Source organism: Rhodopseudomonas boonkerdii (assembly GCF_021184025.1).
Taxonomy (GTDB): Bacteria; Pseudomonadota; Alphaproteobacteria; order Rhizobiales; family Xanthobacteraceae; genus Tardiphaga; species Tardiphaga boonkerdii.
This window is the reverse complement of sequence record NZ_CP036537.1, coordinates 4,943,476-4,956,410: the sequence shown is the minus strand read 5'-3', so window position 1 is coordinate 4,956,410 and position 12,935 is coordinate 4,943,476. Positions and strand designations below refer to the sequence as shown.

The window sequence follows — 12,935 nt, the reverse complement described above, 5'->3', positions numbered from 1 at the left end:
GACGGAGATGCGCATGGCGGAATATGTGGTCGAGTTCGGCAAGGATGGCGGGAGAATCGCGCCCGATGGCCGCCTGGATGCCGCGGCTTTTCATCGAAACCACGCCGCGATCTGGAAAGTTCTTGCGGCATTCTTGCAGCATCACGACGGCGATGTTGTGGAGGTCGGCAGCGGCACCGGCCAGCACGTCATGCACTTTGCCGGGCATTCTCCCGGCATCACCTGGTGGCCGAGCGATCTCAACGAGGCGCATCTGCGCAGTATCGAGGCATGGCGCAATTACGTGCAGCGCCCCAATGTGCGTCCGCCATTGCGGATCGATCTGACCGATCCCGGCTGGTGCCCGGAATTGACGAATGGCAACGGCCCGGGTGCGCTGCGCGCGGTATTCTGCGCCAATGTCGTTCACATCGCGCCATGGCCGGTGGCGGAGGGGCTGATCTCGGGCGCGGCGCGTTACCTTCGGCCGGATGGCAAGCTCTTCCTCTACGGACCGTTCAAGCGCGGCGGCAAACATACGGCGCTGAGCAACGCGGCTTTCGATACCAGCCTGCGCAACGGCAATCCCGCATGGGGGGTGCGCGATGTGGAAGAGCTGGAGACGGTCGCTCATGGTGTCGGCCTCAGGCTGAGCGAGATCGTCGAGATGCCGGCGAACAATTTCATTCTGGTCTTCGCGCGTGCAGCCGAATAGCGCGGCTGCATGGGCCGGCCGCGCTGGCGTGTGTTGATCTGTCGCAGGTGGCTCTCCATAGTCGCCGCGAATAACGGCCCGGATCGAACCGGGCTTCATCCGGGCGGATTTCCCAAATGAGCGAGACGACGACTCCCGAGACTTTCGACGATGCGCACGCGCGCGCCACGGTGTGGCGGCTCGCTGCGGCGCAGGCGTTGGGCGGCGCCAATTCGGCGGTGATTTTCGCCACCGGTGCGATTGTCGGTGCGACGCTGGCGCCGAATGTCGCTCTCGCGACGGTGCCGCTGTCGGTCTATGTGGTGGGTCTTGCGGCAGCGACCTTGCCTGTCGGCATGATCTCGCGGCGCTATGGGCGCCGTGTGGCTTTCATCATCGGCAGCGGAGCAGGGATGCTCTGCGGCTTGCTCGGTGCCATCGCGATCCTGCAGTCGTCGTTTGCGCTGTTCTGCTGCGCGACCTTCTTCGGCGGTTTTTACGGTGCAGTGGCGCAGTCCTATCGTTTCGCTGCGGCGGATGGCGCGAGCCCGGCCTATCGGCCGAAGGCGGTGTCGTGGGTGATGGCCGGCGGCGTGTTCGCCGGCGTGCTGGGGCCGCAGCTCGTGCAATGGACCATGGATATCTGGTCGCCCTATCTGTTCTCGTTCAGCTTCCTCGCGCAGGCAGTGGTGGCGCTGATCGCGATGGTGCTGCTGTCCACGGTGAATGCGCCGAAGCCGGCGCCGGCGGACATGCATGGCGGCCGGCCGCTGCCGGAGATCATCAGGCAGCCGCGTTTCGTCGCCGCCGCGATCTGCGGCGTGGTGTCCTATGCGATGATGAATCTGGTGATGACCTCGGCGCCGCTCGCCATGAAGATCTGCGGCCTCAGCCTCAGCGATTCCAACTTCGGCATTCAGTGGCACGTCGTTGCCATGTACGGCCCGAGCTTCTTCACCGGCGCGCTGATCACGCGCTTCGGTGCGCCGAAGGTGGTGGCTGTGGGGCTCCTGCTCGAAGCGCTGGCGGCGATCATCGGCATGTCCGGTGTGTCCGCGATGCATTTCTGGGTCGCGCTTGTCGTGCTCGGCGTCGGCTGGAATTTCGGCTTCGTCGGCGCCTCCGCGCTGGTGCTCGAAACGCACCGGCCGCAGGAGCGCAACAAGGTGCAGGCCTTCAACGATTTTCTCGTCTTCGGCCTGATGGCGGTGGGCTCGTTCTCGTCCGGGCAGCTCCTGGCGAATTACGGCTGGAACGCCGTCAATGCCGTCGTCTTTCCGCCGGTGGTGCTGGGCCTCGCGGTGCTGGCGATCGCCGGCTTTGCGAAACGCCGCGCGCTCAAACAGGCCGCGGCGTTTCCCGATCCGGCGATTTGAACTCGCCGATCACGCACGTTGCTGCATGACGTCGAGAACGTTCTGTCTGGTGACGCCCTGCTTGTCGAGCAGGCGCGCCGCCGGGCTGAGGTTCTCGGAGAAAATGGCGAGCAGCATGTCGCCGCCCGAAACCTCTCGCCAGCCGAACTCCTTGGCCAGCAGAACGGCGTGCCGGGCCACGCGCGCGAATGCCTCCGTTGGCCGGGCGTGCCCGCCGGCGTCGATCGCCAGATTCGTCAGCTCGTTGTCGACATAGCCGAGCAGGCTGGTTCTGATCGCGACCGGATCGGCCTTGCAGGCATGCAATAGCGCCGAGGCGTCGGGATCGTCGACGAGTGCGAGCAGAAGATGCTCCAGTGTCGCATAACGATGATGGCGGGCATTGGCATGGTCCAGCGCGCGGCGCCATGTGGCATCCAGCGCGGGGGACCGTGGCAGCAGCGGCGCACCCATGGCGGCGGCGATACGCTTCAACCGCGTCACCGGATCGAATGTCGCGAGCAAGTCCTGCTTGTCGTTGGTCGGCAAAATGATGTGAGACGCGATGATGTCCGCGACCCGTCCGGGATCGGCGGATTTTTCGAGTGGTGGCCAGATCGGCGGCAGATTGATGTCATGAGCAGCGGCGTAGTTGGTGAAACGCGCGACGGTGTCCCGGATGAGATCCGGCGCCTCGGGTTGCGGCTCGTTGCCGAGTTCGGAGACCTCGGCCTGATAAACGCCGGTTTCGCCAACGAAGCTTGCGATCGTGACGCGGCGTCGGCCCTGTACCAGAACCTTCAACGTTCCGTCCTCGAAATGCTGGACGTCGAGCAGTTGCGCCAGGATGCCGACATGGTGGATATCGTCGAAGCCGGGTTCGTCGAGAGTGGCGTCTTTCTGAACGGCCAGAGTAACCTCGCGCTGGCGATCATAGGCATCCTGCAAGGCCCGCATGGTCTTCGGACGGCCGGCGATCAACGGAAAGACGGTTGCGGGAAACGGAACGAAGTCCCGCAGCGGTATCGCCGGATAGCTTGCGGTGGCGGTTCGCGGTTTGACGGTCGCGCCGGGCAGACGGTGGTCCGCCTGCAGCATCGCCGACAATGTATTCCAGTCGGCAACACCCAGCATTTTCGAGACCAGCTCCAGGCTTTCGCTGTGGCTGATATCGATCGCTTTGGAGGTCAGAGAGTCGCGCAGTGTCTGCGCCATAGCCTTGGCATCGCGAAAATCGCGCATGTGCGTCGTCCTTTGCGTGAGCGAACCAGGCGTGTCAGGCGGTTGCATTGCTGACCCGGTCGCTCGGGCAAAGGGAGATGCCGAAAGGGCTGATACATTCACCGTCCCGAAAGGGCGCAACCGGCAGGTCGTATCCACCTGCACGAAGGTTCGCGCAAACGCCGTATGCTGTCAATTGTCAAATCAGCAGCCGGCGCGGGGGTCGCGAATGCGACAACACTGCGCTGCGTCCGGATCGATCGACTTAGCAGCTCGCCAATCGATTAGAATATTCCAGGTGAACCAGCGGATAGGGCTTGCCCTGTCCGTCGATTGGCGAACGGCCCGTCCGCCTGAATCCCATGCGTTCATAGAAGCCAAGAGCCTGGTCATTCTGCTCGTTAACATCGGTCGTCATATTGGGATGAAGCGTGAGCCCGTGGCGCACGAGCGCTGCACCGATGCCGGCCCCGCGATGAGCTGGATCGACGAACAGCGCCTCCATATGTCGATCGTTGAGCATCATGAAGGCCAACGGATTATCGTTCGAATCCACGGCGAGCCAGAGCGGAACTTGAGGAAGGAAGCCGCACACCATTTCGTCGATGGCGAGGCGATCTTCGGGCGTGAGAAAATCGTGCGTCGCGTCAACGGCGCCTCGCCAGATTTCGATGGCGCGGTCGCCCTCACCCGGGCGGGAAAGTCGGATTGTTGTCATGATCGCCGTCTTCCTTCACTAATCCACTTCCGCCAGCTGCCCCGCGGTTTCGAACGCATCGCGCGGCCAGGCGATCTGCACCACGGCGCCGTGGTCGGGGAAGGTGCGGTTGCTGAAGGTCACCTTGGCGCCGGTGCGCTCGAGCAGGGTGCGGGCGATGAAGACGCCGAGGCCGAGGCCGCGGCGGGGACCGTCTTCGGTGTTGCGGCGGCGCGAGAGATAGGGCTCGCCGATGCGCTTCAGGAGATCGGGCGGAATGCCGGGGCCGTCATCGGAGATCGACAGCACGATGGCGTCGGCATTCCACCAGGCATTCACCTCGACCCGCTCGCGGGCGAAGTCGACCGCATTCTCGAGGATGTTGCCGACGCCATAAAGGATCGCGGGATTGCGCATGCCGACCGGCTCGGGTGCGCTGGAGACGGCGATCCGCACCTTGATGGCGACGCCGAAGTCACGATGCGGCGAGACGGATTCCTCGATCAGTTGCGAGATGCGCATGCGGTCGAACGGCGCACCGCTGGAATTCAGCTGGGTGATCTTGGACAGGATCTCGCGGCAGCGCTGCGCCTGTTCGCTCATGGTGCGCAGGTCGGCGGCGAGTTCCGGATTTTTATCGACGTTCTTCACCAGTTCGCGCGAGATCAGGAAGATGGTGGCGAGCGGGGTTCCCAGCTCGTGCGCGGCGGCAGCGGCGAGGCCGTCGATCTGGGTCAGATGCTGCTCGCGCGTCAGCACCAGTTCGGTGGCGGCGAGGGCGTCGGACAGTTTGCGCGCTTCTTCGGTGACCTGAAAGGCATAGAGGCTGGTGACGCCGATGGCGGTCATGATCGAGAACCAGACGCCGAGCAGATAGATCTGCGGCAACACCAGCGGATCGGCGGGGTCCCAGGGCAGCGGCAAATGGAAGAAGGCGAGCACCGTGGTGCAGGTGGCGGCAAGGACGCCCAGCGCAATCGTGTAGTTGGTCGGCAGCGCCGTCGCCGAGATCAGCACGGGCGCAAGGAACAGGAACGAGAACGGGTTCTGCAGGCCGCCGGTACAATAGAGCAGGCCGGCGAGCTCGATGATGTTCAGCGCCAGCAATCCTGCCGCGCTGATGGCCTCCAGGCGATGCACCGGGTTGAACAGCGTCTGCAGCACCAGGTTCAGCGCCGCCGACAGGCCGATGATCGTCACGCAGGGGATGATCGCCATGTCATATTCGAGGCCCTGCACCACCACGAAAATGGCGGCGAGCTGCCCGAGCGCGGCCAGCCAGCGCAGGCGCAGGATCGTGTCGAGACGCACATAGCGGCGCGGGTGGCGGAAGTCTGAAACGGAAATGTCGGTCATATCAGGGTTTTAAAGGGTTGGTAGGGAGACGACAAACCTTGGGCGATGCGGCAAAGTCGCCGCTCTCCACCGGAACGCTACCGCATATGCATGAGGATAGTGTTGGGCCTGCATGGTTCGAGACGCCCGCTTCGCGGGCTCCTCACCATGAGGGTCTTCTATGGTGCCCAAAACTCTGCCTCATCCTGAGGAGCGGCCGTCTTCGGCCGCGTCTCGAAGGATGGCTGCGGACCGCTTCGCCTTGCGTTCGGCGCCATGATGCCGCACACAACGCGTGCAATGACCGCCGATGACATCCCGCTAAGCCACTCCGCGCTGCGCCGTCCGGACGCTCCGGCCGCGATCGAGGTTGCGCATCTGGTCAAGGTCTACAAGACTACCCGCGCCGTGGACGACATCTCGTTCTCCATCGCGCGCGGCAGCATCACTGGCTTGCTCGGCGGCAATGGCGCCGGCAAGACCACGACCATCGCCATGATCATGGGCCTGGTGCTGCCGACCTCCGGCAAGGTAGCGGTGCTCGGCCATGCCATGCCGGACGAGAGCGCCGATGTGCTCGGGCGGATGAATTTCGAAAGCCCCTATGTCGATATGCCGATGCGGCTGACCGTGCGGCAGAACCTCACGGTCTTCGGCAAGCTCTACGCGGTGCGGAACCTGCGCGAGCGCATCGCGCAGCTCGCCGCAGACCTCGACCTCACGGATTTTCTCGACCGTGCCAGCGGCAAGCTCTCCGCGGGCCAGAAGACGCGCGTGGCGCTGGCGAAGGCGCTGATCAACGAACCGGAACTGCTGCTGCTCGACGAGCCCACCGCCTCGCTCGATCCCGATACGGCGGACTGGATCCGCCAGCGTCTGGAAACCTATCGCCGCAGTCACAACGCGACGATCCTGCTCGCCTCGCACAACATGCTGGAAGTCGAGCGGCTGTGCGACCGCGTGATCATCATGAAGAAGGGACGCATCGAGGACGACGACAGCCCCGACGGCATCCTGCAGCGCTATAACCGCACCACGCTGGAGGACGTGTTTCTCGACGTCGCGCGCGGGCGTAACCGGGAGGCGGCGCAATGAGTGGCGTCATGCACACGCGCGGCCTCGCCCTGCATCGCATCAATGCGATGGTGCTGCGCTACTGGTATCTTTTGCGCTCCTCCTGGCCGCGGATGCTGGAGCTGATCTACTGGCCGGCGCTGCAGATCGTCACCTGGGGCTTCCTGCAGAACTACATCTCGCAGAATGCCGGCTTCTTCGCGCAGGCGGGCGGCACGCTGATCGGCGCCGTTATCCTGTGGGACATCCTGTTTCGCGGTCAGCTCGGCTTCTCCATCTCGTTTCTGGAGGAGATGTGGGCGCGGAACCTCGGCAATCTCATGATGAGTCCGCTGAAGCCGATCGAATTCCTGATCGCGCTGATGCTCATGAGCCTCGTTCGCCTGGCGATTGGCATCATCCCGATGGTCATCCTTGCGGCAATGTTCTTCAATTTCAATCTGCTGTCGTTCGGCCTGCCGATGATCGCCTTTTTCTGCAACCTGATCTTCACGAGCTGGTCGCTCGGCATCTTTGTGTCGGGCCTCGTGCTGCGCAATGGACTGGGCGCGGAGAGCATCGTCTGGACGGTCATGTTCGGCCTGATGCCGCTGGTCTGCGTCTATTACCCGGTGGCGGTGTTGCCGGTGTGGCTGCAGCCGGTCGCGTGGAGCCTGCCGCCGACCTATGTGTTCGAGGGCATGCGGGCGCTGCTGTTCGATCAGGTGTTTCGCACCGATCTGATGCTGGGCGCGCTGGCCATCAATGCAGTGCTGTTCGCGGCGTCATTCGCGGCATTTCTCATGCTACTGAACAGCGCCAAGCGCGCGGGATCGCTGATTTCCGGCGGGGAGTGAGGCGACGTTGCCACCCACTCCGTCCCTCATCCTGAGGAGCGCGCACGCGTCTCGAAGGATGGTCGCGCTTTCGGAGCCAGGCCATCTCATGGTTCGAGACGCGGCCAAGTGGCCGCTCCTCACCATGAGGGTTCTTCTTCTATGACTCCGCCCTCATCCTGAGGAGCCGCGCAGCGGCGTCTCGAAGGATGGCGGAATGCGCGGGAGCCAGGCCAGCTCATGGTTCGAGACGGCGCTTCCGCGCCTCCTCACCATGCGGGGCGGAGAATTCAACCATTTGCTCATAGGAAAAGAGCTGATTTTACCTTGTTCCCGTCCTGCCCGAAGGACAGACACATTGACGCATTTGAAGTCAGTCTCCACTATACTGCAGTGCGAAAACATCGCGGAACGGATGTGAGGACAGATGCCGATAGGTGAATTTGGCCGGCCGCCAGCGTCGGAAACGAGCCCCGGGCTCACCGCGCCGATGTACTGGATGTATGAGATGGCCTATGCGTCGCTCGGTCCGGCACGCGCGATGAGCGATGCCACGCGGATGATGCTGCAGAATCCGCTCAATCCGTTCGGGCAGACCGATCTCGCCAGGCAGATCACCGCCGGCTGCGAATTGTTCGAGCGCACCACGCGCCGCTATGGCAAGCCGGAATGGGGCCTCAAGGACACCGAGGTGAACGGCGTCCGCACGCCCATCGAGATCCGCTCGGTGTGGGAAAAACCGTTTTGCCGTTTACTCTATTTCGACCGCAAGCACCCCCGCCCCCTCCGCACGCCGCAGCCGCGCGTGTTCATCGTGGCACCGATGTCCGGTCACTATGCGACGCTGCTGCGCGGCACCGTGGAAGCCTTCCTGCCGACCCATGAGGTCTACATCACCGACTGGTCCGATGCGCGCCAGGTGCCGCTCGCAGCCGGCCGCTTCGATCTGGAAGACTACATCGACTACCTCATCGAGATGTTCCACGTGCTCGGCGGCAATGTGCATGTGCTGGCGGTGTGCCAGCCTGCCGTGCCCGTGCTCGCCGCCGTTTCGGTGATGGAAGCGGAGAACGATCCCTATGTGCCGCTGTCGATGACGCTGATGGGCGGCCCTATCGACACCCGCAAGAATCCGACCGCGGTGAACGATCTCGCGGCCGAGAAGGGTATCGACTGGTTCCGCAACAATGTCATCACCAAGGTGCCGTTCCCGCATCCCGGCGTGATGCGCGACGTCTATCCGGGCTTCCTGCAGCTGAACGGCTTCATCAGCATGAATCTCGACCGTCATATGGACGCGCACAAGAAGCTGTTCGAGAATCTGGTGAAGGGCGACGGCGATCTCGTCGACAAACATCGCGAGTTCTACGACGAATATCTCGCGGTGATGGATCTGACGGCCGAGTATTATCTGCAGACCGTCGACACCGTGTTCATCAAGCACGCCCTGCCGAAAGGCGAGATGACTCACCGCGGCAAGCCCGTCGATCCCTCGAAGATCGTCAACGTCGCATTGATGACCGTCGAAGGTGAGAAGGACGATATCTCCGGTCTCGGCCAGACCGAAGCGACGCATGGTCTGTGCAGTTCAATCCCTGACGAACGGCGCGTGCATTATGTGCAGCCCGGAGTCGGACACTATGGCGTCTTCAATGGATCGCGATTCAAGTCCGAGATCGTGCCGCGCATCTGCGATTTTCAAGCGAGCGCCGCACATGCGCGTCGTAACGCTGCTGCCGAGTGAATGAGTTTGCGCATCGTCGCGTGGGATCGCGCGGCGATGCGTGTCGATCGTCTTGAATCGCGCGCTCACGACTTGCGAGATGACAGAAATAAATCGGTTAAACCCTTGAAAAATTGACGGTAAACCGGATTTTTCACCTATCCCGAAAGGGTGGTGCGCGATTCAATTCTAAACTCGGTTCTTGACCGTATTTTTGAATCAAGATTCGTGTTCCGAGCTACATTCCGTAGGGGACAAATCAGCGCGAGACCCTTTATCTTGGGCAAATGATTTGTTTTTGCGCCGAGCCGTTCTCATGGCGGCGGTTATGGCAGACTCCGGTCGATCTTCTGACGACCGGAACTCCTGACATGGCCTTTCGCGCACTACTTTATCGCCGTCCTACGGAACCAGACACCATTGCGGTCAAGCACGGCTCGCAAATCTTCGCCATTCGGCTGCGCCGTCATCGTCGCGCGACGAGATATACACTCAGGATTCATCCAAGCGATCGCGAAGCCATTCTGACGATGCCGCCGCGTGGCACGTTGATCGATGCGAAAGACTTCGCGCAGCGCCATGGCGCATGGATCGCGGCGCGTCTCGGTCGTTTGCCGAAGGCTGCGCCCTTTCAGCATGGCACGGTGGTTCCGCTGCGCGGCGTCGATCATAAGATCGTTCATCGTGCAGGACGCGGAACCGTGTGGACCGAGGTCCGCGACAGCGGTGAGAAGATCATCTGTGTCGCCGGCGATATCGAGCACATCGATCGACGTGTCCACGATTTCCTCAAGCGCGAGGCCAAGGCCGATCTTGCCAAGGCGTCGGCCAAATATGCCGCGCAGCTCGGCGTGAAGGTGAAGCGCATCCAGATTCGCGACCAGTCGAGCCGCTGGGGGTCCTGCACCGCTGAAGGCTCGCTGTCCTTCTCGTGGCGGTTGATCCTCGCGCCGACCTATGTGCTGGACTATCTCGCCGCGCATGAAGTGGCGCATCTGGTGGAGATGAACCACTCGCCGAAGTTCTGGCGGCTGGTCGGGAGGATCTGTCCGGCAACCGAGCGCGCGAAGAAGTGGCTCGATACGCATGGAAATGACCTGCATCGGTTCGGGGTGAGCGAGTAGCTCTCCGTCCCTCATGGTGACGAGCGCGCCCTTGCGCGCGTCTCGAACCATGAGATCGCCAGGTGCCGGTGATCGCATCCATCCTTCGAGACGCGCGCAAAGAGCGCGCTCCTCAGGTCTTACTCATAAAGTGGTCGAGGTGATTTTCGACTGCTTTTGCTCGGACAATGCCCGTTCAACTCAGTATCACGCTTCTCCTCCCCTCATCCTGAGGAGCCGCGTAGCGGCGTCTCCCAGCGAATGGCGTAGCCATTCGCAAGGGATGGCCGAAGAGCGCCGCGCCCAGCCAGCTCATGGTTCGAGACGGCGCTGCGCGCCTCCTCACCATGAGGGACAGAGTCTGTTGCGCTCCATATGGGCGACCAGTAGCGCCAAACTACTGACTGCATTTCCAGTCAGACTCTCAGGATGAGGGCAGAGTATGTTGCTATAGAAGACCCTCATGGTGAGGAGCCCGCGACGCGGGCGTCTCGAACCATGCAGGCCGAGTCCTGTCCTCATGGGCTCAAACGGAATATGCGATTGCCTTGAGGTGAGGGCAGAGTGCCGGAGAAGCGATGCTGCAGGCCTACCGGCCGAACAACCGCTCCGACAGCCAGCCATCCAGCCCGCTCGCCGCTTCCGGGCGGACGTTCTGCTGGCGCGGCTGCGGCCGCGGAGCCGGATAGGCGGCCTGCGTCGGCGGAGCGTCGTTCGGCTGCTGGCGATAGCCGTTATAGACAGGCGCACTCGGCACATAGCCGCGCTCGGGGGGGAGTTCGCGCTGCTGCGGTGGCGGCAGTTGCTGGGGTGCGCTCGATCCCGGCAGCAGGTTCGACAGCGCCTGGCCGATCGGATTGGTGCTGAACGCGCTCGACGGCGCGAGACCCGGCACCGGCTCGGGCGTGAGCCCCTGATGGGCGACCTTCATGAAGCGCGACCAGATATCGACGGGCAGGCCACCGCCGGTGGCTTTCCTGGTCGGCGAATTGTCGTCATTGCCGAGCCAGACACCGGTGACCAGCTGCGAAGTGTAGCCGATGAACCAGGCGTCGCGGAAATCCTGGCTGGTGCCGGTTTTGCCGGCAGCGAACCAGCCGGGTAGCTCCGCCTTCTTCGCGCTGCCGGAAAGGATGGTCTGCTGCATCATCGTGTTCATGGCGGCGACGGCGCGGGCGTCGATCACGGCGCTCGGGGCCTCGCTCCGGCGGGTATAGAGCGTCTTCTTGCCTTCGACCGTGCGGATACGCGTCACCACGTAGGGTGCCGCCGCATAGCCGCCATTGGCAAAGGGCGCATAGGCGCCGACCAGCTCCATCATCGACACTTCCGAAGTGCCGAGCGCGATGGAGGCGTTCGCCTCCAGCTTCGAGGAAATGCCCATGCGATGCGCTGTGCGTACCACGCTGGCCGGGCCGACCTCAAGACCGAGGCGCACGGCGACGGTGTTCAGCGACATCGACAACGCCTGGGTCAGCGTGACCGCGCCGAAATACTCGTGGGTGTAGTTCTCGGGTTTCCAGCCTTTGATGTCGATGGGCGCGTCCTGGCGGATCGTCTCCGGCGTCATGCCGCTTTCGATGGCGGTGAGATAGACGAAGGGCTTGAATGACGAGCCGGGCTGGCGCTTGGCGGTGACCGCGCGGTTGAACTGGCTTTCGGCGTAATTACGGCCGCCGACCATGGCGCGCACGGCGCCTTGCGGCGTCATCGCCACCAGCGCGCCTTGCGTGACGTTGAACTTCACGCTCTTGGCGGCCAGTTCGTCGATGATGGCGCCCTCGGCAAAACTTTGCAGCTTGGGATCGATCGTGGTTTCCACCACGATGCTCTCGTCGATCTGGCCAACGAGATCGTCCAGCACTTCGCCGATCCAGTCGGCGACATAGTTCACCGTGCCGGCGCCGACCGGCTTCACATTGTACTGCGGCGTGCCCGTTGAACTCTTGGCCTGTGCCGCGGTGATGAATTCGGCATCCTGCATCGCGGCCAGCACCACCTTGGCGCGGGCCTCGGCGCCTTCAGGATTGCGGTTCGGCGCGAGGCGGGAGGGCGATTTCACCAGGCCGGCGAGCATGGCCGCTTCGGCGATGGTGACGTTCTTCGCGCTCTTGCCGAAGTATTTTTGCGCGGCGGCTTCGACACCGTAGGCGCCGGAGCCGAAATAGACGCGATTCAGATAGAGTTCGAGGATCTGGTTCTTGCTGTGCTTGCGTTCCAGCCAGAAGGCGAGCTCCGCTTCCTGCAGCTTGCGCTGCATGGTGCGTTCTTGCGTGAGGAACAGGTTCTTGGCGAGTTGCTGGGTCAGCGTCGAGCCGCCTTGCGACACGCCGCGATGCATCAGGTTGGCTGCGGCGGCGCGGGCGATGCCGATGGGATCGACCCCCCAATGCGAATAGAAGCGGCGGTCCTCGATGGCGATGAAGGCCTTCGGCAGGTAGGGCGGCAGATCCTTCAGCGCGACATTGTCGCCCGCCTGTTCGCCGCGGGTGGTGAGCACCGTGCCGTCCATGCCGACGATCTGGATGGTCGGCGGACGCTTCGGGATTTCCAGAGATTGAATAGGCGGCAGATGCGCGCCGACATAGACGATGACGCCGCCAATGGCGATCGCCGCCCACAGGCCGAGCACGGCGCCCCAATAGGCCATGCGCTTCAACCCGCGTGTAAATCCGCCGCGGCTCTTGCTGCGCGCCTTGCTGGAGGTGCGGCCCTTGCGCGGCTTCTCCGCCGGCTCGCGCTTCGGCGCTTTTTTTGGTCGTTCTTCCTCGCCGCCCGGCACGCGATCGGCGGCCGAAAGCCGCAGATCGGAGAGCGCTGCGCCAAGCCCGAATGTCGGCTCCTTGCGTCCGCCGCCCTTTTTCTTGCCCCACGCCATACGCAAACACCAAGCTCCGTTGCAGCGAGCGTATCGGGGCCGGTTTAAAGTGCCGTAAAGC

General features: G+C 63.2%; 10 protein-coding genes. 6 read left to right on the top strand and 4 right to left on the bottom strand.

The window, feature by feature from the left end; translation table 11 throughout:
* Positions 1–13 precede the first annotated feature (13 nt).
* Together E0H22_RS22760 and E0H22_RS22755 are read left to right on the top strand one after the other, a co-directional pair.
* Entirely contained in the window at positions 14–694 is a 681-nt protein-coding gene (locus tag E0H22_RS22760) for a DUF938 domain-containing protein (protein WP_233023227.1), read from the top strand.
* Between the two features lie 116 nt (positions 695–810).
* Positions 811–2,049: an MFS transporter gene (locus E0H22_RS22755; protein WP_233023226.1), complete on the top strand. Its 1,239-nt coding sequence runs from the start codon at positions 811–813 to the stop codon at positions 2,047–2,049.
* Between the two features lie 9 nt (positions 2,050–2,058).
* Here the strand turns inward: E0H22_RS22755 and E0H22_RS22750 are convergent, their stop codons facing one another.
* From E0H22_RS22750 to E0H22_RS22740, 3 genes are all read right to left on the bottom strand, one after another.
* On the bottom strand, positions 2,059–3,270 hold the full coding sequence (locus E0H22_RS22750; RefSeq protein ID WP_233023225.1) for an LON peptidase substrate-binding domain-containing protein: 1,212 nt from the start codon (positions 3,268–3,270) through the stop codon (positions 2,059–2,061).
* A 244-nt stretch (positions 3,271–3,514) separates the two neighbouring features.
* Complete coding sequence (locus E0H22_RS22745) at positions 3,515–3,967, bottom strand: acetyltransferase (protein WP_233023224.1); 453 nt, start codon at positions 3,965–3,967, stop codon at positions 3,515–3,517.
* A gap of 18 nt (positions 3,968–3,985) precedes the next feature.
* Positions 3,986–5,302 carry an ActS/PrrB/RegB family redox-sensitive histidine kinase gene (locus E0H22_RS22740; protein WP_233023223.1) on the bottom strand — a complete coding sequence of 439 codons (1,317 nt, stop codon included), beginning with the start codon at positions 5,300–5,302 and terminating at the stop codon, positions 3,986–3,988.
* A gap of 279 nt (positions 5,303–5,581) precedes the next feature.
* Here E0H22_RS22740 and E0H22_RS22735 point away from each other — a divergent pair, with 279 nt between their 5' ends.
* From E0H22_RS22735 to E0H22_RS22720, 4 genes are all read left to right on the top strand, one after another.
* The gene (locus tag E0H22_RS22735; RefSeq protein ID WP_233023222.1) at positions 5,582–6,376 is read left to right on the top strand and encodes an ABC transporter ATP-binding protein; all 795 of its coding nucleotides are present in this window, start codon (positions 5,582–5,584) and stop codon (positions 6,374–6,376) included.
* Positions 6,373–7,191 carry an ABC transporter permease gene (locus E0H22_RS22730; protein ID WP_430715180.1) on the top strand — a complete coding sequence of 273 codons (819 nt, stop codon included), beginning with the start codon at positions 6,373–6,375 and terminating at the stop codon, positions 7,189–7,191. The genes E0H22_RS22735 and E0H22_RS22730 overlap by 4 nt, the downstream gene beginning before the upstream one ends.
* Positions 7,192–7,597: 406 nt before the next feature.
* A complete protein-coding gene (locus E0H22_RS22725) occupies positions 7,598–8,914 on the top strand; it encodes a polyhydroxyalkanoate depolymerase (RefSeq protein ID WP_233023221.1) in 1,317 nt (438 codons plus the stop codon).
* Positions 8,915–9,180: 266 nt separating this feature from the next.
* Positions 9,181–10,017: a M48 family metallopeptidase gene (locus E0H22_RS22720; protein WP_233023220.1), complete on the top strand. Its 837-nt coding sequence runs from the start codon at positions 9,181–9,183 to the stop codon at positions 10,015–10,017.
* A 568-nt stretch (positions 10,018–10,585) separates the two neighbouring features.
* Here the strand turns inward: E0H22_RS22720 and E0H22_RS22715 are convergent.
* Positions 10,586–12,874: a transglycosylase domain-containing protein gene (locus E0H22_RS22715; RefSeq protein WP_233026500.1), complete on the bottom strand. Its 2,289-nt coding sequence runs from the start codon at positions 12,872–12,874 to the stop codon at positions 10,586–10,588.
* Between the last annotated feature and the right edge of the window lie 61 nt (positions 12,875–12,935).

What these genes read in the sequence shown, in the direction of transcription:
- E0H22_RS22735 (WP_233023222.1), top strand. Translation starts at nt 5,582, where the DNA reads ATGACCGCCGATGACATCCCGCTAAGCCACTCCGCGCTGCGCCGTCCG.
- E0H22_RS22740 (WP_233023223.1), bottom strand. Translation starts at nt 5,302, where the DNA reads ATGACCGACATTTCCGTTTCAGACTTCCGCCACCCGCGCCGCTATGTG.
- E0H22_RS22720 (WP_233023220.1), top strand. Translation starts at nt 9,181, where the DNA reads ATGATTTGTTTTTGCGCCGAGCCGTTCTCATGGCGGCGGTTATGGCAG.
- E0H22_RS22725 (WP_233023221.1), top strand. Translation starts at nt 7,598, where the DNA reads ATGCCGATAGGTGAATTTGGCCGGCCGCCAGCGTCGGAAACGAGCCCC.
- E0H22_RS22745 (WP_233023224.1), bottom strand. Translation starts at nt 3,967, where the DNA reads ATGACAACAATCCGACTTTCCCGCCCGGGTGAGGGCGACCGCGCCATC.
- E0H22_RS22755 (WP_233023226.1), top strand. Translation starts at nt 811, where the DNA reads ATGAGCGAGACGACGACTCCCGAGACTTTCGACGATGCGCACGCGCGC.
- E0H22_RS22715 (WP_233026500.1), bottom strand. Translation starts at nt 12,874, where the DNA reads ATGGCGTGGGGCAAGAAAAAGGGCGGCGGACGCAAGGAGCCGACATTC.
- E0H22_RS22750 (WP_233023225.1), bottom strand. Translation starts at nt 3,270, where the DNA reads ATGCGCGATTTTCGCGATGCCAAGGCTATGGCGCAGACACTGCGCGAC.
- E0H22_RS22760 (WP_233023227.1), top strand. Translation starts at nt 14, where the DNA reads ATGGCGGAATATGTGGTCGAGTTCGGCAAGGATGGCGGGAGAATCGCG.
- E0H22_RS22730 (WP_430715180.1), top strand. Translation starts at nt 6,373, where the DNA reads ATGAGTGGCGTCATGCACACGCGCGGCCTCGCCCTGCATCGCATCAAT.